Annotated in this window: 26 protein-coding genes; 1 reads left to right on the top strand and 25 read right to left on the bottom strand. The window is 44.0% G+C overall.

Annotation, left to right across the window (positions count from 1 at the left end):
* Window positions 1–9: 9 nt before the first annotated feature.
* The 16 genes from fliI to QFZ78_RS02240 form a co-directional block, all read right to left on the bottom strand.
* Window positions 10–1,335: a flagellar protein export ATPase FliI gene (fliI, locus tag QFZ78_RS02315; RefSeq protein ID WP_307545103.1), complete on the bottom strand. Its 1,326-nt coding sequence runs from the start codon at window positions 1,333–1,335 to the stop codon at window positions 10–12.
* Window positions 1,332–2,165 carry a FliH/SctL family protein gene (locus QFZ78_RS02310; protein ID WP_307545100.1) on the bottom strand — a complete coding sequence of 278 codons (834 nt, stop codon included), beginning with the start codon at window positions 2,163–2,165 and terminating at the stop codon, window positions 1,332–1,334. The genes fliI and QFZ78_RS02310 overlap by 4 nt, the downstream gene beginning before the upstream one ends.
* Entirely contained in the window at window positions 2,158–3,174 is a 1,017-nt protein-coding gene (gene fliG / locus QFZ78_RS02305) for a flagellar motor switch protein FliG (protein WP_171648839.1), read from the bottom strand. Before fliG ends, QFZ78_RS02310 begins: the two co-directional genes overlap by 8 nt.
* 12 nt (window positions 3,175–3,186) lie before the next feature.
* Window positions 3,187–4,770 carry a flagellar basal-body MS-ring/collar protein FliF gene (fliF, locus tag QFZ78_RS02300; RefSeq protein ID WP_307545098.1) on the bottom strand — a complete coding sequence of 528 codons (1,584 nt, stop codon included), beginning with the start codon at window positions 4,768–4,770 and terminating at the stop codon, window positions 3,187–3,189.
* A 43-nt stretch (window positions 4,771–4,813) separates the two neighbouring features.
* Window positions 4,814–5,122 carry a flagellar hook-basal body complex protein FliE gene (fliE, locus tag QFZ78_RS02295; RefSeq protein WP_171648836.1) on the bottom strand — a complete coding sequence of 103 codons (309 nt, stop codon included), beginning with the start codon at window positions 5,120–5,122 and terminating at the stop codon, window positions 4,814–4,816.
* Window positions 5,123–5,142: 20 nt separating this feature from the next.
* Complete coding sequence (gene flgC / locus QFZ78_RS02290; protein WP_171648834.1) at window positions 5,143–5,592, bottom strand: flagellar basal body rod protein FlgC; 450 nt, start codon at window positions 5,590–5,592, stop codon at window positions 5,143–5,145.
* A 6-nt stretch (window positions 5,593–5,598) separates the two neighbouring features.
* Entirely contained in the window at window positions 5,599–6,006 is a 408-nt protein-coding gene (gene flgB, locus QFZ78_RS02285; RefSeq protein WP_307545095.1) for a flagellar basal body rod protein FlgB, read from the bottom strand.
* Window positions 6,007–6,229: 223 nt separating this feature from the next.
* Complete coding sequence (gene codY, locus QFZ78_RS02280; protein ID WP_029195350.1) at window positions 6,230–7,015, bottom strand: GTP-sensing pleiotropic transcriptional regulator CodY; 786 nt, start codon at window positions 7,013–7,015, stop codon at window positions 6,230–6,232.
* 41 nt (window positions 7,016–7,056) lie between these two features.
* Window positions 7,057–8,454, bottom strand: coding sequence for an ATP-dependent protease ATPase subunit HslU (gene hslU / locus QFZ78_RS02275; protein WP_307545094.1), 1,398 nt, complete (start codon window positions 8,452–8,454; stop codon window positions 7,057–7,059).
* Between the two features lie 68 nt (window positions 8,455–8,522).
* Entirely contained in the window at window positions 8,523–9,077 is a 555-nt protein-coding gene (gene hslV / locus QFZ78_RS02270; RefSeq protein ID WP_047672807.1) for an ATP-dependent protease subunit HslV, read from the bottom strand.
* A gap of 195 nt (window positions 9,078–9,272) precedes the next feature.
* The gene (gene trmFO / locus QFZ78_RS02265) at window positions 9,273–10,589 is read right to left on the bottom strand and encodes an FADH(2)-oxidizing methylenetetrahydrofolate--tRNA-(uracil(54)-C(5))-methyltransferase TrmFO (RefSeq protein ID WP_307545092.1); all 1,317 of its coding nucleotides are present in this window, start codon (window positions 10,587–10,589) and stop codon (window positions 9,273–9,275) included.
* A gap of 12 nt (window positions 10,590–10,601) precedes the next feature.
* A complete protein-coding gene (gene topA, locus QFZ78_RS02260; RefSeq protein WP_307545090.1) occupies window positions 10,602–12,704 on the bottom strand; it encodes a type I DNA topoisomerase in 2,103 nt (700 codons plus the stop codon).
* Window positions 12,705–12,772: 68 nt separating this feature from the next.
* On the bottom strand, window positions 12,773–13,864 hold the full coding sequence (gene dprA, locus QFZ78_RS02255) for a DNA-processing protein DprA (protein WP_307545087.1): 1,092 nt from the start codon (window positions 13,862–13,864) through the stop codon (window positions 12,773–12,775).
* A gap of 115 nt (window positions 13,865–13,979) precedes the next feature.
* Window positions 13,980–14,912, bottom strand: a complete 933-nt coding sequence (gene sucD / locus QFZ78_RS02250; protein WP_029195344.1) for a succinate--CoA ligase subunit alpha — start codon at window positions 14,910–14,912, stop codon at window positions 13,980–13,982.
* A gap of 48 nt (window positions 14,913–14,960) precedes the next feature.
* Entirely contained in the window at window positions 14,961–16,121 is a 1,161-nt protein-coding gene (gene sucC, locus QFZ78_RS02245; RefSeq protein WP_307545085.1) for an ADP-forming succinate--CoA ligase subunit beta, read from the bottom strand.
* Window positions 16,122–16,403: 282 nt separating this feature from the next.
* A complete protein-coding gene (locus QFZ78_RS02240; RefSeq protein ID WP_307545083.1) occupies window positions 16,404–16,661 on the bottom strand; it encodes a hypothetical protein in 258 nt (85 codons plus the stop codon).
* A 200-nt stretch (window positions 16,662–16,861) separates the two neighbouring features.
* On the opposite strand from QFZ78_RS02240, the gene QFZ78_RS02235 reads away from it, so the two are divergent.
* Entirely contained in the window at window positions 16,862–18,433 is a 1,572-nt protein-coding gene (locus QFZ78_RS02235; RefSeq protein ID WP_307545081.1) for a YifB family Mg chelatase-like AAA ATPase, read from the top strand.
* Window positions 18,434–18,516: 83 nt separating this feature from the next.
* Here the strand turns inward: QFZ78_RS02235 and QFZ78_RS02230 are convergent, their stop codons facing one another.
* From QFZ78_RS02230 to rimM, 9 genes are all read right to left on the bottom strand, one after another.
* Window positions 18,517–18,894, bottom strand: a complete 378-nt coding sequence (locus tag QFZ78_RS02230) for a YraN family protein (RefSeq protein WP_307545079.1) — start codon at window positions 18,892–18,894, stop codon at window positions 18,517–18,519.
* Window positions 18,891–19,208, bottom strand: a complete 318-nt coding sequence (locus QFZ78_RS02225) for an EscU/YscU/HrcU family type III secretion system export apparatus switch protein (RefSeq protein WP_307545077.1) — start codon at window positions 19,206–19,208, stop codon at window positions 18,891–18,893. Before QFZ78_RS02225 ends, QFZ78_RS02230 begins: the two co-directional genes overlap by 4 nt.
* Window positions 19,205–21,040: a hypothetical protein gene (locus QFZ78_RS02220; RefSeq protein WP_373461093.1), complete on the bottom strand. Its 1,836-nt coding sequence runs from the start codon at window positions 21,038–21,040 to the stop codon at window positions 19,205–19,207. The genes QFZ78_RS02225 and QFZ78_RS02220 overlap by 4 nt, the downstream gene beginning before the upstream one ends.
* 75 nt (window positions 21,041–21,115) lie before the next feature.
* On the bottom strand, window positions 21,116–21,763 hold the full coding sequence (locus QFZ78_RS02215; RefSeq protein ID WP_307545072.1) for a ribonuclease HII: 648 nt from the start codon (window positions 21,761–21,763) through the stop codon (window positions 21,116–21,118).
* A gap of 164 nt (window positions 21,764–21,927) precedes the next feature.
* Window positions 21,928–22,800 carry a ribosome biogenesis GTPase YlqF gene (ylqF, locus tag QFZ78_RS02210; protein ID WP_307545070.1) on the bottom strand — a complete coding sequence of 291 codons (873 nt, stop codon included), beginning with the start codon at window positions 22,798–22,800 and terminating at the stop codon, window positions 21,928–21,930.
* A gap of 11 nt (window positions 22,801–22,811) precedes the next feature.
* Window positions 22,812–23,429: a signal peptidase I gene (gene lepB, locus QFZ78_RS02205; protein ID WP_307545068.1), complete on the bottom strand. Its 618-nt coding sequence runs from the start codon at window positions 23,427–23,429 to the stop codon at window positions 22,812–22,814.
* A gap of 90 nt (window positions 23,430–23,519) precedes the next feature.
* A complete protein-coding gene (gene rplS / locus QFZ78_RS02200) occupies window positions 23,520–23,861 on the bottom strand; it encodes a 50S ribosomal protein L19 (RefSeq protein ID WP_028558249.1) in 342 nt (113 codons plus the stop codon).
* Window positions 23,862–24,025: 164 nt separating this feature from the next.
* Window positions 24,026–24,784, bottom strand: a complete 759-nt coding sequence (gene trmD / locus QFZ78_RS02195; protein WP_307545065.1) for a tRNA (guanosine(37)-N1)-methyltransferase TrmD — start codon at window positions 24,782–24,784, stop codon at window positions 24,026–24,028.
* Window positions 24,781–25,296: a ribosome maturation factor RimM gene (gene rimM, locus QFZ78_RS02190; RefSeq protein WP_307545063.1), complete on the bottom strand. Its 516-nt coding sequence runs from the start codon at window positions 25,294–25,296 to the stop codon at window positions 24,781–24,783. The genes trmD and rimM overlap by 4 nt, the downstream gene beginning before the upstream one ends.
* Window positions 25,297–25,363 lie beyond the last annotated feature (67 nt).

The raw sequence follows: 25,363 nt of genomic DNA, 5'->3' as shown, positions 1-25,363 counted from the left end.
TCAGGAGCCTCATCCCTTATAAAATTCATGAATCAAACGTTCTTGAGCTTCTTCAAACGTTAACTTTTCAGAGGTTTTTTGCTTCGTGAAATCCCATATTGCCTCGATATTATCCATTGCGATATCAATATTTGGGTTAGAACCTTTTTGGTATGCCCCTATATTGATAAGATCTTCCGAATCTTTATATATAGAAAGAAGTCGTTTCAATTGATCAGCTGCTTCCATGTGTTCAGTAGGAACAATTTCTTTCATGACTCGGCTTACGCTGGATAAAACATCGATGGCTGGGTAATGACCCTTATTAGCAATGCTGCGATTTAGGACAATATGTCCGTCCAAAATACCTCGTACAGCATCAGCGATAGGTTCATTCATGTCATCCCCATCTACAAGCACGGTATAAAATGCGGTAATGGAGCCCTTTGGCCCCGTACCTGAACGCTCTAGAAGCCGTGGAAGCATTGCAAAAACCGATGGCGTATAACCACGTGTAGCTGGAGGTTCTCCAACGGCAAGTCCGACTTCACGCTGTGCCATAGCAAAACGAGTGACTGAATCCATCATCATCATGACATTTAAGCCGCGATCTCGAAAATACTCGGCAATACTAGTTGCAATCATCGCACCTTTGATTCGGATCAAAGCGGGTTGATCCGACGTTGCAACAATCACAACGGATCTAGCAAGTCCTTCAGGACCTAAATCTCTTTCGATAAAGTCTAGAACCTCTCTACCACGCTCACCAATAAGAGCAATAACGTTGACATCAGCGGATGTATTACGGGCAATCATTCCCATCAACGTACTTTTACCTACACCAGAACCTGCGAAAATACCGACACGTTGTCCCTTACCAATTGTTAGTAAACCATCAATACAGCGAACACCAACCGAAATTGGATTCAGAACGCGTGGACGTGTTAGCGGGTTACCAGGTACATTATTCGTTGAATATTGGGCCATTCTAGAGGGCAGGAATGAACCATCTAAGGGTTGTCCCAAACCATCTAATACCTTACCAAGCAGCTCATGGCCAACTTGAACAGTAAGCGGCTTTCCGGTACCTACGACATCGCATCCAGGACCTATGGCATCCAAATCACCGAGTGGCATCAGGACCACTCTATTGCTGCGAAATCCAACGACTTCAGCCTTTAGCGGCTTGTTAGACTTGTGCGGATATATGTAGCAAAGATCACCAATGCTCACATCAGGACCTTCTGACTCAACTGTCAGCCCGATCACCTGCGTCACTTTACCGTTCACTCGAATTGGATCAATCGTATGCAGATGCTCCTTGTACTTATCAGCATTTGGCAGCTTGCTGCTCATAACTCGGATACCTCACTTTGAGTTGCCAATTGTCTTAGCGCCGACTTGATCTCTTTTAACTGAGTATCAATTCTCGCATCAATGCTTCCAAATGAGGAACGTATCACACAGCCTCGGTCTTGTACCGTAGAGTCCGGGATAATTTGTAATTCCGCTTGTGAATCAATGGAAGTTAGTAACTCTTCGCGTGCATCTTGAATGTACGCAAACTGTGAAGGTGCTACACAAAGCGCGATAATCCCTTTTTCTCGTCTACGTGAAAGAACCATCTGAATTAAATCAATTACCCATTCTGGGTTTAAAGTTAACTGACGCCCAATTACTTTCTCAGCAATCGAAGTGCTAAGCTCAATTAAGAAGGGTTCTGATTCTTGAATGATTTGCTGCTTAAGCTTGTAAGCTTGTTCCAAAATGGCTCGAGCTTCTGATAACATCTCACCGTATTCTTGTCGGAGATTATCTTCGGCTTGAACAATTCCTTGTTCGTACCCTTCTTCAAATCCTGATTGTCTGGATTGCGCGATGTGCTCTTTATCTTCAGCACGGCGGCTCTCCCACCAACTCGTGATTTCTGCATGCGTTTGTTCTCGAAGTGCAGTACACTCCTGCATAGCCTGATCGATTTGTTCATGGGCAAAAGTCTCAGCGTCTTGAAGGATCTGCTCCTTCATACTTGTAGCTTCTGTCAGTTCCTGCTGCTGTTCAGGAGTCAATTGATTGGCTTCATCCGTTAACATACCTGAGCGTAATAATTCAAGTGGTGAAATCGTTTCTACTAATTTCTTATCATCTAACGGAAAATAAGCAAATGATTTAATGACATTAGACAATAATATCATCTCCTCCACCACGTGCGATGATGATTTCACCAGATTCTTCTAAGCGGCGAATCGTTGCAACAATCCGGGTCTGAGCTTCTTCAACATCACGTAAACGTACGGGTCCCATAAATTCCATTTCTTCCTTAAAGGTATCCGCCATACGTTTGGACATATTCTTGAACAAGGCATCGCGAACTTCTTCGCTTGCAACTTTAAGGGCAAGCTGTAAATCAGCATTCTCAATGTCGCGAATAATTCGCTGAATGGAACGATTGTCAATATTGACAATATCTTCGAAGACAAACATCCGTTTCTTAATTTCTTCCGCAAGTTCCGGATCCTGAATTTCTAGGGAATCGAGAATGGTACGCTCTGTACCCCGATCGACACCATTCAGAATTTGAACAATAGAAGCAATACCACCTGCATTTGTGTAATCCTGAGTTACAGTTGAAGATAGCTTTTGTTCAAGAACGCGTTCTACCTGACTAATGACTTCAGGAGAGGTGCTGTCCATGAGTGCAATACGCTTAGCAACATCAGCTTGCTTTTCCTGTGGTAGCGACGACAAGATGATCGAAGCTTGATCAGCTTGCAAATAAGACAATACCAAAGCGATTGTCTGAGAATTCTCATTTTGAATGAAGTTAAGAATTTGAGCAGGATCTGCTTTTCTTGCAAAATCGAAAGGTCTCACTTGCAGAGTTGCTGTCAGACGATTGATAATATCAAGCGCTTTTTGTGATCCCAATGCCTTTTCCAAGATATCCTTGGCGTAAGCAATACCACCTTGAGAAATAAACTCTTGGGCTAAGCAGATCTGATGAAATTCAGATAAAATGGCTTCTTTTTCATAAGAATCTACTTTTCTAACATTCGCAATCTCTAGCGTTAACTGCTCAATTTCTTCTTCTCGCAAGTGTTTAAATATTTGAGCAGACACCTCAGGGCCTAAACTGATCAAAAGAATGGCTGCCTTTTGTCGTCCGGTTAACCCTTGCAGAGCAGCTTTGGCCATACAAGTGCACCTCTATTCGTCTACTAACCAAGTACGAAGCAAATTGACAAAGTCTTCTGGTCGCTTTTTGGCAAGAGTCTCTAGCTGCTTGCGTACTTGATTGTCATTAGTAACATTTTCGATATCAATCGTTGGAAGCTCTGCTTTGCCTGCTGCAATATTCATTTCTTGTTCCAATTGTTGTTGTGCAGCTTTTCTTCGTTTTCTAATTGCAAACCCTGCAATTAGTCCAATTGCTAGCGCCGCTAAAGCTAAACCTGCATACGTTAAGTATGTTGTTGTTTTCGAAGCGAGTGTGTCCGTTGGTCTTGCAAAAGAATGTGCGAATACAGTAACTTTTTTCTGTAAATCTTCGTCTGTATATGTAACCTTATTATCCGCTAAAGCAGTTCTTACAATGTTTACTAGTGCACTTTGCACCGCAGCCTTGGTCTCAGCCGTCAATGAGTTGGGATCATCTTTAACCGGAGGCTCAATTCCTACATTAATACTTAAGTCTTTCACAACATAAGGCGTAGAGATAATATCATTCGTAATTCGATTGACTTCATAATTGACAGTCTTATTATTTTTCTCTGAGTTAGAATTGCCTGAACTGGCCGCCCCAGGATATCCTGGAACATCTGTAGTCCCTGTACCTGGTACACCACCTGTATCAGCACCATTGTTCTGATAAGACTCGCTTGCTTCCTGCAGGGAAATTTCCAGCCCTTTTTGATCCACTTGATTCGGAGCGCTGACAAGCTGCTCTTTGCTTTTCTTTTGATCAAAATTCATGGTTGAGAATACACTTACATTCACTTTGTCACGGCCAAACATCGTACCCAGCATCGTATTGATATTCTTCTGTAAATCATTTCGGAACTGGTTATTAATATCCGCTTGACTAGTGACTAAACTCGAGGATGAGGTTCCGCCGACCTTCGAAGATACAAGACTCTGTCCATATTGGTCTGAGATCGTAATATTCTCTAGAGGGAGATTCTTAACACTGTGAGATACTAAATTATAAATCGTATCAACCTTTGCTTGATCTAATGTATAGCCCTGTTTCGTTTGCACGACGACAGACGCCGTTGCTTTCTCTTGCTGTTGCTGTAAGAAGGGTCCTTCTTCTGGAAGTGAGATGAGAACTTTAGAACTAGCGATTGCTTGATTAGCGTTAATCAACTGTTGAAGCTCGCCTTGTATCGCGTTCAAGTATTTCACTTTGAATTCGTTGTCTGTAATGCCAAATGAACTGCTGTCGCTAAATGCACCAAAGCCTAAAGAGCCGTTCTTATTTAAACCTTGGGACTCTACACCAAGCTTTACATTTGCTACTTCGCTTGTTGGTACTTCGATACTTTTACCATCAGCACTAAGATGATACGGAATCTTTGCGGTATCTAGATAGGACTTGATGGCTGAAGCATCACTTGGCTGTAACTCCGTAAATGCGAGTGAATACTCCGTTTTTGATAGATTAATACTTATTATTGCAGCAGTAAGAATCAGTAGGACAATCGTTGCTATAAAAGTGATTTTCGTAGTTCTACTATATCGATTCCAATATTGCTTCACCTTTTCCCAGTACTGGAGCAGGTTCTCGTTCACTCTGTCACCTCATCGAACCAAAATTTAGCAGCATCTAAGTCAATCACAGCTGCATTCTCATCATTTCTTGGTAAGCTTCAAGGACTTTGTTTCTGACTTGTACAGTCAACTCAAGTCCTAGCGATGCTTTCTCAGAGGCTATTGTCAGTTGATGAACATCGGAAAGCTCACCTTTGATGAAACTCTGATTCAAATTATCCACTTGCTTTTGTTGCGTGTTTAAGTTTGTCATGGCGTCATTCAGGAACGAACCGAATCTTTTACCAAGATCAGCAGCCCCTTCACCGGAGTTATCCTTTGGTTGAATGGAACTCATGATGTTTAGTGGACTGTAACTTATTTTGTCAATCATGATGCAACCTCCTGTAGTGGTTATCTACCAATCTCCAATGCTTTGGTTATCATTGATTTACTTGCATTAAGGGCGGTTACATTCGCTTCATAAGATCTAGTAGCTGAGATCATATCGACCATTTCTTTAAGCACATCGACATTGGGCATATAAACAAATCCATTCCCATCCGCATCTGGATGAGTTGGGTTATATACTTGCTTCAATGGTGACTTATCTTCAAAAATTTTATTCACCCGCACACCTTCACCTGTACCATCAGCCATTGCTGAATTAAGCGACTGCGCAAAGCTGGGTTGTGACTTCGTTTCAAAAGCAACTAACTTCCTTGTATAGGGAACCCATTTCCCATCTACGAACTTTGCACGTGTTGTATCCGCATTCGCTATATTAGAAGAGACAACATCCATTCTTAATCGCTGAGCAGTCAGTGCCGATGAACTGATGTCAAATCCATTGGTTAACCTCATTGGTTATTACTTCCCTCCTAGTACTGTGCGCATTTTTTTGAATTCGCTGTTCATTTGCTGAATCATTGCATTGTATTTAAGTTGGTTTTTTGCCATTAACGACATTTCATAATCCATATCGACATTGTTCATATTATTGTTAATTGCTGTCGATTCATCTGTTTTTAATTCTGAATTTGGCAGATTTGTGGATTTCCCTATTAAGAAATGCCTAGGGTCTGTCCGATAACCTTCTATAGAGGGTGTTGAAGAATTCATCTGACCTTGTAAAAGTTCTTCGAACACAACATCCGAACGCTTAAAGAAGGGTGTATCCGCATTGGCTACGTTGTTTGCTACAACCTTTTGTCTTAGAGTCGATGCATCAAGCGATCGCTCCATCAAGTTCCAACTTGGTTTGTCTAACAAAGACATTTCGATACCCCCCGTCTATAGAATATTTGACATATACTTCAACATTGTATTTATCGATTCCTTCTTATTTCGACATTATTTTCATAAAATAATTCGAAATGGTCCTTATTGTAGAAATATGTAAAACATTCGTTGACCTTTCTTATCATCTAAGATATTACGATAACTTACAATAAGAAAAAAGCCCTATCTTTTACAAGACAGGGCTTTTCTATATGTTTATCTATAATTTTGTTTTTAATTGCTCGATACTTTGTATTAATTGCTCATTTAAAATACGGATATAAGTGCCCTTCATACCAAGCGAACGAGTTTCAATAACTCCGGCACTTTCCAGTTTGCGAAGTGCATTTACAATAACTGATCGAGTAATGCCTACCCGATCGGCAATTTTGCTAGCTACCAAAAGACCTTCCTTACCATCTAATTCTTCAAAAATGTGTTCCACTGCTTCCATTTCACTGAAAGATAAGGAACCGATCGCAACTTGAACGACTGCTTTGCTTCTAGCTTCTTCCTCTATTTCTTCAGCACGTTCTCTTAATATTTCCATCGCGATTACTGTAGATCCATATTCCGCCAGAACTAAGTCATCATCAATGAAAGTTCCTTCACTACGACTTAAAATAAGCGTTCCCAAACGAGAGCCACCACCAATAATTGGTACTAAAGTAGTATGCGTATATGGAAACATATCTTTCATTTGCTCCGTGTAATAGAAATATGGACTATCCGGCTCTGCTGTTGAAGATGTTTCCTCAATCTTTAACAGCAGATTATTGGACTCCATCGGAAATCTGCGTTCAATTAATATCGTTTGATTCATTTCTGGAGAAACAGGATCATTCGTTACCGCATATCCTAAAATTTTGCCTTTGCGGCTAACGACGTAGATATTCGCAATAACAATATCACGCAGCACCTCGGCCATATCCATAAAGCTAACTGCATTGCCAGCTTCTTTTTGCAGCAAGCGATTTAGCCTTCTTGTTTTATTTAATAAACTCATTTAAATGCCTCCTACTTACTTAACCATGCGGTAGTTCTTTATTATAAGATATATTGACTTAAATCTCGGTTTTGTACAATATCACCAAGCTTCTCACGGACATATTCCGGGTTAATGACAATGGACTCCAATGTAATCTCAGGCGCTTCAAAGGATAAATCCTCCAGCAATTTTTCTAAAATGGTGTGTAATCGCCGAGCACCAATATTCTCCGTATTCTGATTAACCTCAACCGCGATACGTGCAATTTCATAAATAGCTTCGTCTGCAAACTCAACCGTTATACCTTCCGTTTGCAATAATGCTGTATATTGTTTTGTTAATGCATTTTTAGGTTCTTTTAAAATAGAAACAAAGTCTTCTAAGGTCAAGTTACTTAATTCTACTCGAATCGGGAATCTTCCCTGAAGCTCTGGGATTAAATCAGAAGGCTTAGCAATATGGAAAGCACCTGCACCAATAAATAAGACATAGTCCGTCTTCACAGGCCCATATTTGGTCACAACTGTTGAACCCTCTACTATCGGTAAAATGTCTCGCTGAACACCTTCCCGAGAGATGTCCGGTCCGCTTCCGCCGCGGCTATTGCTAGCGATCTTATCGATTTCATCAATAAAAATAATACCGGACTGTTCGGCACGGTTAACAGATTCCTGGATCACTTCATCCATGTCAATCAATCTTTGCGCTTCTTCTTGAGCTAACACTTTCCTAGCTTCCTTTACAAGCAGCTTACGTTTCTTCATTTTTTTCGGAAGAAGATTGCCGAACATCTCCTGCATATTCATACCAGCCTGTTCATTGCCTTGACCAGCCAGCATATCCATCATTGATGGTGAAGAGTCTTCCACTTCGATTTCTACAACTTCATTCTCTAATTTACCATTAGTCAATTGCTCAGCGATTTGAGCCCTTTTGGCGGCAAGTGAAGGATCTGGAGCACTTTCTTCTTGATCTGGTTGGTTTTGCCCTCCAAACAGCATCTCAAGAGGATTACGCTGTGTTTTGGAACGCGTAGGACTTGGCGCAAGCAAGTTAACAAGACGCTCGTTAGCGAGCTTCTCAGCACGGTCTTTCACTTTTTCCATCCGCTCAGCCTTAACCATACGCACGGAAGTTTCGATCAGATCACGTACCATTGACTCCACGTCGCGACCAACATAGCCGACTTCTGTGAATTTGGTGGCCTCTATCTTAATAAATGGTGCGCCTACCAATTTAGCTAATCTGCGCGCAATTTCAGTCTTTCCAACGCCGGTAGGCCCGATCATGAGTATATTCTTCGGAACAATTTCATCCCGCATAGCCTCGTCCACGAGGTTTCTCCGATAACGGTTTCGCAGAGCAATAGCAACCGATTTCTTCGCTTTCTTCTGACCTACTATGTATCGATCCAATTCTTGGACAATTTGTTTAGGTGTAAGGGAGCTGTTTGCCATTTTGTACCCTCCTAAAAGTTTTGCTTTAGCAAAACTAACATCGTAAGCATTAACTATTCAATCGTTAACTATTCAATCTCTTCCACAATAATATTATGATTCGTAAAGACACATATTTCAGCTGCAGTTGTTAGCGCAGCGTGGGCTATTTCCTTAGCACTAAGCGACGACGCATGGCGGTGCAGCGCTCTTCCTGCAGCTAATGCGAAGCTGCCGCCAGACCCAATAGCCAATATACCGTCATCAGGCTCAATCACTTCACCATTTCCTGAAAGCAGTAGTAAACCGGTTGAATCCATAACGATCATCATTGCTTCAAGCCTCCGCAGAACGCGATCTTGACGCCAATCCTTCGTAAGCTCTACCGCAGCACGCTGCAAATTACCGTGGTGTTCCTCCAGCTTACCTTCGAATTTCTCAAAAAGTGTAATCGCATCGGCAACAGAACCAGCAAAACCAGCGATGACTTTCCCTCTATGTAAACGCCGAACTTTTTTGGCCGTGCTTTTCATAATCATGCTGTTGCCAAATGTCACTTGCCCATCTCCAGCAATAGCTCCCTTGCCTTGATGACGAATGGCAAAGATTGTTGTCGCATGAAACGTAGCTTGATTAGGATCCATCTCTTCTCACCTCTCAAATGGAATCATACACCATGAAAGTTACTCTGTACGTTGGTTTCGGTCTCATAAATGAGATAAACCTCTAGCGAGGTCAATTCGAGATATGACCGCATCTAGAGGTAAATGTATGAGGAAACGAATGAAAAATGCTACAAAACATAATTATAGTAACATAGCAAAGAGTCCAATTACAACCTACTCTGCATATGTTTTCTTAAAATTCTGAATACTTTCCAAAGCACGGTTAGCCAGCTTCTCGTATTTCTCTTTTTTATTGCGAATTCGTTCGGGTAATTGTGGAAGCAAACCAAAATTAGCATTCATCGGTTGAAAATGTTTGAAATCAGCTGTTGTAATGTAATGTGCCATGCTGCCGAGAGTCGTTTCCTCCGGTACAACCAAACAAGGCTGCCCTTTAGCTAATCGCCCCGCATTGATACCAGCTATCAGACCGGAAGCCGCTGATTCCACATATCCTTCTACACCCGTCATTTGACCTGCAAAAAACAGATTCTCACGACGTTTAAATTGATAAGTAGGGTCAAGAAGCTTCGGAGAGTTTATAAACGTGTTACGATGCATAACACCATAGCGTACGAACTCTGCTTGCTCTAACCCTGGAATCAGGGACAACACCCGTTTCTGCTCTCCCCATTTCAAATGGGTTTGGAAACCGACTAAGTTATACAAAGTTCCGGCTGCATTATCTTGACGGAGTTGAACGACAGCATGCGGCATCTTGCCTGTATGTGGATTTATTAAGCCGACTGGTTTCATTGGCCCGAACAGTACTGTTTGTCTACCGCGTTTCGCCATGACTTCTAAGGGCATGCAGCCTTCGAAATAAATTTCTTTCTCGAATTCTTTCAGTTCAGCAACCTCAGCAGTTATTAAAGCTTCATAGAAAACATTGAACTCTTCTTCTGTCATAGGACAGTTAAGGTAAGCTGCTTCCCCTTTATCATAACGAGAAGCCAAGTACACCTTATTCATATCAATGGAGTCCTTCTCCACAATCGGAGCTGCTGCATCATAAAAATACAAGTACTCCTCACCCATTAGCTCTTTAAGTCCTGCAGAAAGAGCAGGTGAAGTTAATGGACCTGAGGCAACAACTGTAATGCCTTCAGGCAAGGTTTGAACTTCCTCATTGCGAACCTCTATGAGCGGATGGTTACGGAGCGTCGATGTAACAGCTTGAGAGAACCCGTCACGGTCAACAGCTAATGCGCCTCCTGCTGGTACAGCATGCTCATCGGCACAAGATAGAATGAGCGAATCCATACGTCTCATTTCTTCCTTCAGTACTCCTACCGCGTTGGTAAGTCCATTCGAACGTAGTGAGTTACTACAGACTAGTTCAGCAAATTGATCAGTTATATGTGCTGGGGTTTTACGGACATTACGCATTTCGTATAAAGTAACAGGCACGCCCTGACGGGCAATTTGCCAGGCGGCTTCACTTCCAGCCAATCCTGCACCGATGACTGTCACTCTTGGATATTCTGGCAAAATCGGACACCTCTAATCTTTCATATCATCTGAATTATCTTCACTAACTTCTTCTTTATGATCACACCCGGTACATTGAATATTCACGCCGTTCTTGCTTCTTTTCTCGATCATCATCGAGCTGCAAACAGGACATGGCTTATTGACCGGTTTATCCCATGAGACGAAGTCACAGGTTGGATACTGATCGCAACCATAGAAAACTCGCCCCTTTTTGCTTCTGCGTTCGACAATTTTCCCGGTATGGCAAGTTGGACATGTAACACCAATATCTTTAATGATCGGTTTCGTATTGCGGCAATCCGGGAATCCTGAACACGCCAAGAACTTACCGAAACGCCCCATTTTATAGACAAGATGTTTACCGCACTTCTCGCAAATCTCATCCGAAATTTCATCCTGGATTTCGATTTCCTTCATTTCCTCTTCTGCGAATATAAGCCGCTTCTCAAAGGATGTGTAGAACGTATCCAGAACTCGAACCCAGTCCTCTTTTCCCTCTTCTACGAAGTCAAGCTCTTCTTCCATATGAGCCGTGAACTCGATATCAAGAATTTCAGGAAAAAACTCCTCCATCAATTGGATAACTAATTCACCAAGCTCCGTAGGCATGAATTTCTTCTCTTCGATTGCAACATACCCACGCTTCTGAATCGTCTCCAGTGTCGGTGCGTACGTACTCGGACGCCCAATGCCCATTTCCTCTAACGCCCTAACTAAACGCGCTTCCGTATACCTTGGAGGCGGTTGAGTAAAGTGCTGCTTCGGATCCACGCTTTGCTTCTGCAAGGAATCACCCTTAGTCAGAGGCGGCAGCAATTTGTCCTCTTCTGTCGTCCCGTCGTCATTGCTCTCGACATAAACCTTCATAAATCCAGCAAATTTCATCTTAGAACCATTCGCTCTAAATAAGGTTTCACCAGCTGTTAAATCAATGGTCATCGTATCCAAGACGGCTGAAGCCATTTGACTTGCTACAAAACGATCCCAGACTAGCTTGTACAGACGATATTGATCTTTACTGAGAAACGCCTTCATTTGATCAGGTTCTCGAAGAACTGATGTTGGTCGAATACCTTCATGCGCGTCCTGCGCGTTAGCATTTTTCTTCGTGTACTGGCGTGGTGTCTCCGGGTAGAAGGCAGGACCATATTTATTAATGATAAAATCCTTGGCTTCTTCTTGAGCAACCGGCGAAATACGGGTTGAATCGGTACGCATGTAGGTAATTAAACCAACCGTGCCTTCTTTTCCTAAGTCTATTCCTTCATATAACTGCTGTGCCACAGACATGGTCTTCGACGCACGGAAATTAAGTTTCCTCGCGGCTTCCTGCTGCATAGAACTTGTAATGAAAGGAGGAGAAGGATTACGTTGGCGTTCTTTCTCTTTTACTTCTTTCACTGTAAAAGCATCACTGCCCATAGCAGCTAGAATCAGATCAACATCCTCTTGCGAGTGCAGTTCCTTTTTCTCACCGTTAATGCTGTGATATTTTGCTTCGAACATGGTTTTACCAGCATCCAAAACAACGGTAATGGACCAATATTCTTCAGGTTCGAAGGCCTTAATCTCATTCTCTCTGTCATGTATCAATTTAACCGCAACCGATTGAACTCGGCCTGCAGATAATCCTTTTTTTACTTTCTTCCAAAGTAAAGGACTGATTTTATAACCAACGAGTCGGTCCAATATGCGTCGAGCTTGCTGTGCATTAACGAGATCTTGATTAATTCGACGCGGCGTTTTGAAGGCATCCTTAACCGCATCCTTCGTTATTTCGTTAAATACAACACGGCAGAGCTCTTCGGGACCTACATCCAAATAATGAGCTAAGTGCCAGGCAATTGCTTCGCCTTCACGATCCGGATCCGCCGCCAGATATATTTTTTTCACTTTTTTACTCGCATCTTTTAATTCTTTAAGTATAGAACCCTTACCGCGGATTGTTATGTATTTAGGCTCAAAGTTACGATCCACTTCTACGCCAATTTGGCTTTTCGGAAGGTCGCGAATATGACCCATCGAGGCTTTTACGATAAATTTACTTCCCAAATATTTGCCAATGGTTTTGGCTTTTGCTGGTGACTCAACTATGACTAAAGAATCCGCCATGGATCGTCCTTCCTCCCCTCTTGGTTTCAAGGTAAAGTCATTGGCGAGAAGAAAAGCTTCGTATTAGCCTATGCTAGTATGTAAGTAGAACCCGGAAGCTGTTTAATCGCCTTTTTCATTACCAAAGATAACAGAACTGCATGCAAATGTCCAAACGTAAATTGACCGTCCTCTAACAGAGCATCAATCGAGACGGGCTCATTCGACAACTTTCGAACGATTTCGCCTTCCTCATCCGTAAGCGAAAATGTCGGCAAAGGCTTCTTCATGGCACCCTGATCTCCCTCGCTCAACATATGTTTATAATCTTCTACAATCTCCTCAACACGGGTAACCAATTTAGCGCCATCCTTTAGTAGCTTGTGGACACCACTACTCTGGTTAGAGTCAATAGGACCGGGAACGGCGAATACATCTCTTGATTCATCCACCGCAAACTCAACTGTAATCAGTGATCCACTATCTTCTGCTGCTTCCACAACCGTAACGCCTAATGACAATCCTGCTATGATTCGATTTCGCTGCGGAAACATTCCTGGCCGCATGCCCGTGCCTATAGGATATTCAGAAATGATGACACCCTCTTGTTCTATATTTCGATATAATAATGCATTTTCACGCGGATAAATTTGATTAATCGCACATCCAAGAACTGCAACCGTTTTGGATTTACCTTGCAATGCACCAATATGTGCCTTGCTGTCAATCCCCCTTGCCAGTCCACTTACGATACCAAATCCTGCTCTTGAAAGGGCAGCTGCCCACTCCTCAGCAATCTTCTTTCCATAAAGCGTAGGAGTACGTGTTCCCACTATACCGAGGAGTCGCCCATTCAATAATGAAACATTCCCTTTCACATATAACACCCAGGGAGGCTGCGCAATTTCTTTAAGAATCGGAGGGTAGTCCTCATCTAAAAGTGTGAGAATTTGAATGGAGTGCTTCTTATATAACAGAAGCTTTTGCTCAATAAATGTCGGTGTAAGACACGTGGCAATTTGTTCAGCAATGGAAGTTCGGATACCTTTTGAGGCAATCGCTGCAGCTGAAAGCTCAAACAGCACATGCGGATCAGGGAAACGGCTCAGGAGCTGAAGAATGGTTTTCCAACCAACGCCCTCGAGCTCGTGAAGGCCAAACAAAATGAAACGATTATCCATAAGTATATACACTCCCTTCTTGAATAACAAATAATTGCAAAGTCAAGAAAAACAAAAAACCTCCCAAATCCCTGAATCAGGGAGATGGAAGGTTGCTTACCTTCGTTAGAAAAAACTATTTTTTTGTAATAACTTTATCCAGCATGCCTTTTTCTTCAAGCACGCTAACAAGTGTGGATCCCATCTCGGATGGTGTAGCCGCTACACGGATACCACATCTTTCCATTGTTGCAACTTTCTCAGCTGCTGTTCCTTTACCACCGGAAATAATCGCGCCAGCATGGCCCATGCGTTTTCCTGGAGGAGCTGTTTTACCGCCGATAAAGCCTACAACTGGCTTCGTCATGTTTGCAGCAACCCACTCAGCCGCTTCTTCTTCTGCCGTACCGCCGATTTCACCAATCATGATGACAGCATACGTATCTGGATCATCGTTAAAGCGTTTAAGGATATCGATGAACTCGGAGCCTTTAACAGGATCTCCACCGATACCTACAGCAGAGGATTGTCCAATGCCGCGAGTTGTCAATTGATGAACGGCTTCATAAGTTAGTGTCCCGGAACGGGACACTACACCTACGTGCCCTGGCGTATGAATGTAACCCGGCATAATACCGATTTTGCACTCGCCTGGTGTGATAACGCCCGGACAGTTAGGTCCGATTAGAACGGTTTTCTTGCCTTCCAGGTAACGTTTCACGTTAACCATGTCAAGAACAGGAATACCTTCTGTGATACAGATAACCAGATCAAGTTCAGCTTCGATAGCTTCAATGATTGACTCTGCAGCGAAAGCTGGTGGTACATAGATAACGGATGCCGTAGCACCAGTTGCATTTTTAGCTTCGATAACGGTGTTGAAAACTGGAAGCTGAACTAGCTCACCGTTTTCTAATGTGATATCTACTTTTGTTCCGCCTTTACCTGGGGTTACGCCACCAACCATTTGTGTGCCGTATTCTAGACCGCCTTTGGTATGAAACAAACCCGTAGCGCCGGTAATCCCTTGAGTAATGACTTTTGTATGTTTATTAACCAAAATACTCATGATCTTTTGTTCACATCCCCTATATTATTTGAAACCGCTCGGGTTTAATTATTTAACTAAAGCAACGATTTTTTGTGCGCCATCTGCCATGGAGTCAGCAGCAACAATGTTCAAGCCGGATTCATTAAGAATCTTTTTACCAAGTTCAACGTTTGTTCCTTCAAGTCGAACAACAAGCGGACGAGAAAGTCCAAGCTCTCTGGCAGCAGCTACAACACCATCAGCAATTACATCACAACGCATGATCCCACCGAAGATGTTAACGAAGATCCCTTTAACTTGCTCATCGGACAAGATGATTTTGAAAGCTTCTGTTACTTTCTCTTTCGTAGCACCGCCCCCTACGTCTAGGAAGTTAGCCGGGTCTCCGCCGTAGTGCTTGATAATGTCCATAGTGGCCATAGCAAGTCCTGCGCCGTTAACCATACAACCGATGTTACCGTCAAGAGCAATGTAGCTCAGGTCATACTTAGAAGCTTGAATTTCTTTCGCATCTTCTTCTTCGAGGTCACGAAGTTCTACGATATCTTTGTGACGGAAAAGAGCGTTGGAATCAAAGTTCAATTTGGCATCAAGAGCCATAACGTCGCCAGAACCAGTAACAACCAAAGGGTTGATTTCGGCAATGGATGCGTCTTTCTCTACGAATGCTTTATAAAGAGCAAGCATGAATTTAACTGCTTTGTTAACAAGTTCGTTAGGAATATTGATGGAGTAAGCAAGTCTGCGTGCTTGGAAAGCTTGAAGACCGATCGCAGGATCCACAACTTCTTTGAAGATTTTCTCAGGAGAATGCTCAGCAACCTCTTCAATCTCCGTACCGCCCTCTTCAGATGCCATCAAAACGACGCTACCTGTTGTACGGTCAACAACCACACCAACATAATATTCTTTCTTAATGTCACAGCCTTCTTCAATCAACAGGCGTTTAACTTCTTTGCCTTCAGGACCTGTTTGGTGAGTGACAAGAACTTTACCAAGAATTTCGCTTGCATATGTACGAACTTCATCGAGGCTTTTGGCTACCTTAACGCCGCCTGCTTTCCCGCGACCTCCGGCATGAATTTGCGCCTTTACAACGACGACGGATGTTCCGAGTTCTTTCGCTGCTTCAACAGCTTCGTCAACGGTAAAAGCAACTTTTCCGTTAGGAACGTTGACTCCGTACTGTCTCAGGACTTCTTTGCCTTGATACTCATGGATATTCATTTCCTAAAATCCTCCTATCAGTATGGACTTTCTAAACGTGCTATACAGGGAAAAAGTGTAATTTCCTATTTGTGTAGTGCACGAAATAAATCTTGCTGCCGGAATTAGTATCACACTTCTTCACAAGCCCTAACCATTGTATCACTAATTTTCGACAGTTTCCTTATTTTTTTCGTTAATGCGTTAGAAGTTTCCTTTCACACTGAAAAACTTTAGCTATCACTTCAACATAAAAAAAAGACGTATTTTCAATAACTGAAAAATACGTCTAGCTTCGACTTTTTAGTAGAGCGGCGTTGTCGGTGTATTTATTCGCGGTTCACGCTCCGCTTGTTTAATGAAGCGAAGCTCATTACCCGTGAAACTGCACACCAAGCATTGAATCGTAGGTTCTGGCTCTGGTATTGCGTCAGGATCCTTGAATTCTGTAATATTTCCTGATAAAGCGTCCTTCAAAAACGACTGAGAATAGCTTGTAATTACACTAAACTTGATACGATTGGAACGACAATTGGGACAAAAATATGGTTTCTCCTGCATATCATCACCTCTAGTTCCAGTATGTGCAAGCCGTGCATTTTTAAAACGTACGCGGTGATCATTTCCGGATTGCGTAATTTTACCATTATCGTATACAATAAGGGCAAAGTATAAAATGGATCAATAAGGAAGCACCTTTTATCCCACTTTATGACAGCTCGATATAGCTGCGTAACTATGGAGAGGAAGGTGTTTTTATTATGTATGGCAAAGTCATGAGCGCTTGCTTGCAGGGAATAGAAGGACAAACGATAGAAGTAGAAGTCGATATCTCAAATGGCTTACCACAAATTAACTTGGTTGGTCTCCCCGACTCGGCAATTCGGGAATCGGTTGAAAGAGTTCGCTCCTCCATCAAAAATTGTGGGTACACATTCCCCATGGATCGAATTACAGTCAATCTCGCACCAGCAGATTTACGCAAAGAAGGCTCATCATTTGATTTAGCCATTGCGGTAGGAATTCTGATTACAACCGGTCAAGTGCCAATGGACAGCTTTCTGCACACTTTGTTTCTAGGTGAACTTGCTTTGGATGGTTCTCTTCGCCCCATACCGGGCGTTCTTTCTATGGCGCATGCCGCGAAAAAGATAGGGATAAAACGCGTCTGTCTTCCTTTCGCGAATGCTCCTGAAGCTGCTTTAATTGAAGGTATTGAGGTGTGCGCGATAACTAACCTTTCTGATTTCAAGTCCTGGAACAAGCAATCTCATCACGAATTTATATTTAATGGCATTAATTATAAAGGTAGTGAATTTTCGACAATTTCTGCCGAAGAACACAACTTTGTCGAAGATTATGCCGATGTCAACGGACAGCATCAAGTGAAGCGTGCCATGATGATCGCTGCAGCTGGGATGCATAATATTCTATTAATCGGTCCTCCTGGAACGGGGAAAACGATGCTTGTTAAGCGCATGCCCTCGATTCTGCCACCTATGTCTGACCAAGAAGCATTAGAAGTCACGAAGATATACAGTGCCTCAGGAAAGCTCATTGATCGCTCATCTCTCATGCGTACAAGATCCTTTAGAGCCCCGCATCATACAATTTCACCCGCCGGACTTGTCGGAGGTGGAACAATACCCAAACCGGGAGAAGTTAGCTTATCTCATCGCGGCATTCTTTTTCTAGATGAACTGCCGGAATTCACGAGAACTGCCCTCGAAGTACTTAGACAGCCGCTTGAGGATCGTCATGTTACAATTGCAAGAGCAAGAGCGGTTTACACTTTCCCCTCTCACTTTATATTGGCTGCCACCATGAATCCATGTCCTTGCGGGTATTATGGAGCCGAAACAGAAGCTAATGCTTGCATCTGTAGTCCTGCTAAAATTGTTCATTATCGTTCTAAGATATCAGGCCCCTTGCTTGATCGCATCGATCTTCATGTCGAAGTACCTAAACCAAGTTACACACAACTAAAGGAACGAACCAATCACTTGTCCTCAAAAGAAATGTTAATGCAAATTATGCGGGCACATCAAAGACAACAACAACGCTATGCAGGATCTGGCATCCAATATAATAATGAATTGAGCGGTAAGCAGATGAGACAAATTTGTCATCTCACACCAGAAGGTGATCAACTGCTAAGTGCCTCTTTTGAAGCTTTGGGACTTAGTGCAAGAGCTCATGATCGCATCCTCCGGCTAGCCCTAACCATTGCTGATCTTGAGGAATGTGACAGCATCCAGCCGCAGCATCTGGCGGAGGCGATCCAATACCGTAATTTGGATAAAAAACAGCGGATTGAAGAGATTGAAATCTGATGTTATTAAAGATTGAAAACATCTAAACATGTTTATACTAAAAAAAAGAGCCTTTCGACCCGTTGTCATATCGACAAACGACTTCAAAACGCTCCTTCTATGTGTTCAATATGAGGTGCTGCGCCATCCACGGATAGCTCTACAGTGATCACATCAAATTGAATGGATTGCTCGTATTTTTGAAATCGATGCAAGTAAAATTGTGCTGTCTCTTTGACTTTCAATTGCTTGCGATAGTCGACGGATTCTTTGGCTGAGCCAAAACGGCCTGAAGGGCGCCTCGTTCTGACCTCAACAAAAATTAACTTATTGGCTTTCTCTGCAATAATATCAAGCTCGCCAGTACGGCAGCGCCAATTACGTGCCACAATTCGGTATTCACGCTCACTTAGAAATGCTTCTGCCAACTCTTCACCAAGCTTCCCCAACTGCTTCCGGTCATCTTTACGAAGTTCCGTCATCCATTATTCCTCGACGATCTCATTCGGTTATCTGAACGATAGATAAAACTTAATACCTCAGCGACCAATTGATACAGTTCCGGGGGGATTTCTTGATCCAAATCCAGCTTAGACAACACTTCAACCAAAGAGGAATCCTCTTGAATAGGGATCCCATTCTCCTTGGCTTTCTGAAGAATGGCTTCTGCCATGTGCCCTTTCCCTTTCGCAATGAGGGTTGGGGCTTTTTGCGCTTCAGGTGAGTAGCGAAGCGCTACAGCCTTCTTAAGAGGAGTCGGTTGCGGATCCTCGGATGCATTCCTTTGCTTAGTCATGCTCGGAAATCCACCCCTTTGTAGACCTTTGGCTGATAGAGCGCTCGAAGATCTACTCTACCATCAGATGCCCCTTGCTTGGAAGCTTCATTCTCCACAACAGGCGGCAGCGGATATGGCGAGCATTTTAATGAGATAAATTGATAACCCGCTTTATGCATGGCTGCTGTAATTTCTTCTTTGGACTCCTCCATTAAGGGAGCTAAGGCAGGATGATCGTTGTGGATGTTCAAAGATACGATTTTATTTATGACATGCACATCGAGTAGTGTATTGCCCATCACTTTCATTTGGAGGTCGAACAGCAAACGACAATTGCTCGCGTCTACTTCCCCGCGCTTCCCTTTGCGGGATTGGATGTGAATGGCGGCAGATTGCTGGCCAGTGCCATCCATGAAGGGGACAAACAATGTCATATGTGCAAACATAGAGCTCTTGTCACCTGTCAACATGAGTTGTTGCCCTGTGATTTGCCCAAGCGCTTGCTGCGCCGCCTCTTTGAGCGGCGCTGGCGTGTCATCAGAGGCTGTAAGCTGCAGCAGCAGACTCTTCAGTGTGTCAGCAGCAGGCTTGACGGGGTCGTCCTGCTGGGATGCTGTGGCGATCAGATTAGGCAGCTGATCGTCCGAGTTATTGCGCCCCCGTAGCATAGCGTCTGAGCGCTCATCTAGCTTCACCGCTAGATGAGACTCGTGCTCCACGCCTACAGCTTTGAGCATGCGGCTGATCCAGTTTGGCTCTGGATCAGCCTCGACCTCTTGAGGCGCGCTATTATGCGCCTCTATTGTTGCCGCCTTCTGCTTCGCAGGCGGCTCTGGTTGTACCTGCGAACTCGCCGCGGGCGGTTCGCCTTCACTTGCAGGCTCAGCGCTGCGCGCCTGAGCCTCTGGCGAGGCCGCCCCCGCTGCGCGGGCGGCCAGGGGCCCCGCCGCCGGCTGCGCCGAGGGGGCGGAAGCGGTCTCCGCGCGTGGCGCAGCCGCCGCGGGAAGCTCCGCGCCCGCAGCTGCTGCTGCAGCGGGCGGAGCTGTAACGGCAGCGGCCGCAGGCGCACTGCCGGGCACTACTGCAGGCGGCGACCCTGCGGGAGCCGCCTTAGCCCCACCGCCAGCCTGCGGAGCAGTTGGCGTAACAGCGGCCGGCGCCTCCGGCCGCGCAGGCCACGTAGCTGCAGCGGAAGCCCGCAGCTCCTTGAGCAGCGATACCACCTGCTTCGCGGTATCCGCTGCCGGATGTGCCGGATCTTGCTCAAGCAGGGCTGTCGCCTGCTGCTCTAGCTGCTCCAGCACCTTACCGACAGGTTGCCCCGTGGTAACCTGTCTCAAAGCCCCCACTGTCGCCTCTGTGAGCGGCAATCCCTTTTTATAGGCAAGTACAGCCGCCTGTGCCCATTCTTCCTTATGGACACCCTCAGGCATGCTGCGCATTACAGCCTCAAAAGCCTTCACATTCTCCTTTGATACCGGAACGCCTTCCTGCTGCATCTGCTGCACCATTTGACGATTCCCAGCCGTATCTTTTATCGTGAATGCCTTTAACAGCTCACTGAGCGAATCCTCCGTAATTTGTACATCTGATGCCGTTAGTGGCTTGAGCAGGATCTGACCACCACTGGATTCGGGCTGTACTTGCAGCATCGTAACATCCCCTTGCTTAAGGGGTGTTTCCAACTTGGCACGCACCTGCACACCGCCAATATTAATCAACGCTTCTTGGTCACTGAGCAACTGAAGCACAACACCTTTAACAATTTGTCCTACTTTTAATTCAAGCACCTTACTTTCAGATGCTGTTAAATCACCGACTAAACTGCGAATTAAACCACTAATATTCATGGCGTTCACCTCAAATCTTCCTAAACACTTATGTATATTATCGGCGGCTTGTTGCCTTTTCGTTACTATAATAAGTTAAATGAGATCCAATTCCAGCTGTTCAGACTCGAGCACAATCTCTTTCTCTTCCAATTGCGCCATCACTTTACGTATAAATAATTTCCGATGCAGCGGTGTAGGACCATACCGCAAGAGCATCTCTCTATGGTGCTTTGTTGCATATCCTTTATGTATAGCAAGTCCATATTCGGGAAACTGTTCATCCCAATCCACACACATGCGATCTCGGGTAACCTTAGCAATAATCGATGCGGCTGCAATGGATTGACTAAGTGCATCTCCATGAATGATCGCGGATTGTTCTATGTCCACATCAACGTTCTCCGCATCCACAAGAAGAAAATCAGGTGCTATGTTTAACTGCTCCACAGCCTGCTTCATAGCAAGCCTGGCCGCCTGTTTTATATTGATCGCTTCAATTCTATCCACATCCACAATGCCTACACCAACAGCTAAAGCTTCCGCCATGATTTGATCATAGAAGATATCTCGCTTCTTTTCAGAAAGCTTCTTGGAGTCGTCCACACCCTCCAGCACATATCCCATCGGAAGTATAACCGCAGCCGCGACTACATCCCCAAATAAACAGCCTCTGCCTACCTCATCAATACCCGCTATTAGAGTAAAACCTTGCTCCCACAGTTGTTTTTCATGCTCCAGCAATGGCTTTCGCCCCTTTCCATCTCCTCATTATATAGGATTGGCACTTGGTCAAGCCACACCCTTTTTTTTCAATGTACATATGTAAAAAAGAAAAAGCCACCCCCGAACCCGCTTGATCAGCTGAGTCCAAAAGTGACCGTTTCCTTCTTTACTTATTGACCTGACTACCTTTTATCAAGGGGCCTCTCCAAAGAAATGCGCCCCATCTTGCCTGCTCTAAGCTCACGAATAATGATTAATGAGGCTTTGTCCAAATCCACTTTGCCCCCACTCACAATCGCTCCACGCTTACGACCGATAGCTTCCATGACTTTGACCATTTCCTGTATGTCGTCCAAATCCTCTGGAAGATCTTGAACCCCAAATCGTTCTTGAATACCAGCTCCATAATTCTGAACCATGTATTTAACGACAAAGAGTGCAATCTCATCTAAATGAAGCAGCTCTTCTTTAATGGCGCCCGTTGCTGCCAATCTCATTCCAACCATTTGGTCTTCGAATTTCGGCCACAAAATACCTGGCGTATCGAGCAAGTCCATTTCGGTTCCAACTTTAATCCATTGCTGCCCCTTCGTAACACCAGGCTTATCTCCGGTTGCCGCAATTTTCTTACCTGCTAACTGATTAATCAGCGTGGATTTTCCAACGTTTGGAATACCTACGATAAGCGCTCTTACTGCGCGGGGATTGATCCCTTTGCGAAGCTGGCTCTCAATTTTGTGTGCCCAAAGCTGCTTAACTCGCGGCAAAATTTCTTTGACGTGCGTTCCTGTTGCTGCATCAATCGGCAATGCCGGTAGGCCCTGATCAGCAAAATACTTAACCCAATCCGCCGTAACTTGTGGATCTGCCAAGTCATTCTTGTTAAGCAGAACCAAGCGCGGTTTACCTTTTAAAATCTCATCTACCATCGGGTTCCGGCTTGAAAGCGGGATGCGGGCATCCAAGAGCTCGATAACAACATCAATCAGCTTAAGCTTTTCTTCTATCTGTCTTCGAGCCTTGGTCATGTGACCGGGAAACCATTGAATGGTCATTCTACTTCACCTCAAAAATGTATGAAACTAATTTTGCTCACTGGCCAAAAAATAACTTCAGCGCGACCTACGATTTTGTTGTAAGGTACGAAGCCAACACTTTTTGCCCGGCTATCTTTGGAATTCGGACGGTTATCTCCCATTGCAAAGATTTCACCTTCGGGTACTTTCGTCTCCGGGAAATCTGACAATGTATTATAAGCATGCCCTTCTTTATTCGCTTGTTCAATCGCTTCTTTAATGAAAGCCTGATCAATCTCTTGACCATTAATGAACACTTTGTCACCCGTAACCTTAACCGTCTCACCAGGAAGACCAATTACGCGTTTAATGTAATCCTTACCTTCCGGAGCATGGAATACGATGACTTCTCCGCGTTTAGGTGAGCGAATATCATAAACAATTTTATTGACAATGAGTCGTTCACCTGTTGAAAAGTTCGGACGCATGGAATCTCCATCAACAATAAAAGGAGAGAACAGGAACCAACGAATGATAATCACGAGCACTCCCGCGATCACTAAGGCTTTAATCCATTCCCATGTTTCGCTTTTTGCTGTTTTAACGGGAGTCGTTTCCGTTGTTGTTGCCGGCTCTATGTAAGGCTGTTCTTGATTCTTGTGTTCCATCACTGATTGCCTCTTTTCCAGTTTTGGTTTATATCTATTATGTACCATGAAAATGAAAAGGAGACTTGCCTGAACAAGCCCCCCGTTTTCTTATCGAATTTCTTTAATTCTTGCTGCTTTACCACGAAGACCACGCAGATAATAAAGTTTCGCACGACGAACTTTACCACGGCGAGCCACTTCAATCTTGTCAATCTTCGGAGAATGGAATGGGAAAGTTCTTTCCACACCCACACCGTAAGAAATTTTACGAACTGTAAACGTTTCGCTGATTCCACCGCCGTGGCGTTTAATAACAACACCTTCGAACAGCTGAATACGCTCACGTGTACCCTCGATAACTTTTACGTGTACTTTAAGTGTGTCTCCTGGACGGAAATTAGGAATATCCGTACGGAGTTGCTCTTTCGTAATCTCTTGAATAAGATTCATAGTTGACTCCCTCCTTCCACACAGGTGTTCATTCCGCTTATTGGCATAGTCGTTCTTAGTTGTTATGCGTAGAGGACCACCAGACTCGAACTGTTGAAAAATTCACAACAGAATATATATTATCATAGACAGGAAAGAAATTCAATAGAGAAGTTTTTGGGGACTTACTCCTCTTGCTTCCGCCCGTTCCATTCAACCACCCAAGCTTTTTCCTCTTTAGATAATTCTCTTCCTACAAGCAAATCCGGACGACGTTCTAGCGTTCGGAACAGAGACTCCTTACGGCGCCAACGCTTCACATTTTCATGATGCCCTGATAACAGCATCTCAGGCACGTCCCAGTCCCTAAACTTCGCAGGTCTCGTGTAGTGAGGATACTCCAGCAAACCTGTAGAGAACGAATCTGTTACAGCTGACATCTCATTGCCGAGCACACCAGGCAGCAGCCTCACTACGCTGTCTATAACGACCATTGCGGGTAGCTCGCCGCCTGTTAATACATAATCACCTATGGACAGCTCATCCGTCACTAGATACTGCCTAATACGCTCATCATAGCCTTCATAATGACCACAAATAAACACGAGATGCTGTTCATTAGACAGCTCCTCTGCTTTCTTCTGAGTGAATGTCTCCCCTTGCGGGCACATGAGAATCACTCGCGGCTTCACCGGGTCTTGTCCATCCTCTTGATGTATGGGCAGATTCTCAACAGCAGCAAATATCGGCTCTGGCTTTAAAACCATCCCTCCACCGCCACCGTATGGATAATCATCTACAGTGTTATGCTTATTATTGGAATAATCTCGAAAATTAACCGTGTTGAGAGCAACAATCCCCTTGTCACGTGCTTTCCCTAAAATGCTGGATGAAAACACACCCTCGAACATTTCCGGGAATAGGGTCAATACATCGATTTTCATTCCATTAATCCTTCCATCAGATGAATACGAATCGTTTTGTTGGCAATGTCCACATCAAGTATCACATCATCGATGACTGGAAGCAGCAACTGTTTGCCTTTGGGCAAAGAAACGACCCATACATCATTAGCCCCCGGTGTCAAAACCTCAGAAACAAGTCCAAACTCTTGGCCTTCTTCTGTTACGACTTTACAGCCAATGATCTCGTGATAATAATATTCTCCTTCTTCAAGAGGCTGTTGTTCCTTCGCTTCAATCTTGAGAAGAGAGCCTTTGAATTTCTCAACATCATTGATGTTAGAGAATTGGTCAAACTGCAAGATAAACATATTTTTATGTAAGCGGGAGGTTTGCACCGTCACCGGCGTTTGCTTATTTTGAGAATCTACAATAATCAATGCGTTTCCTTTATCAAAACGCTCAGGAAAATCAGTTTCTGGAACTACTTTTAGCTCTCCACGAATACCATGGCTATTCACAATTCGACCAACTGTCACAAGTTTTTCGCTCATATGCGCTTGCCAACCTCCACATTAATTTACCTTCAAAAACCATACAAGAAAAAGGTTAGGAACTAAA

The sequence above is a fragment of the Paenibacillus sp. V4I5 genome (assembly GCF_030817255.1).
In the GTDB taxonomy this organism is placed as follows: Bacteria; Bacillota; Bacilli; order Paenibacillales; family NBRC-103111; genus Paenibacillus_E.
Note: the sequence above shows the minus strand (reverse complement) of the source record. Positions and strands in the feature narration are given on the sequence as shown.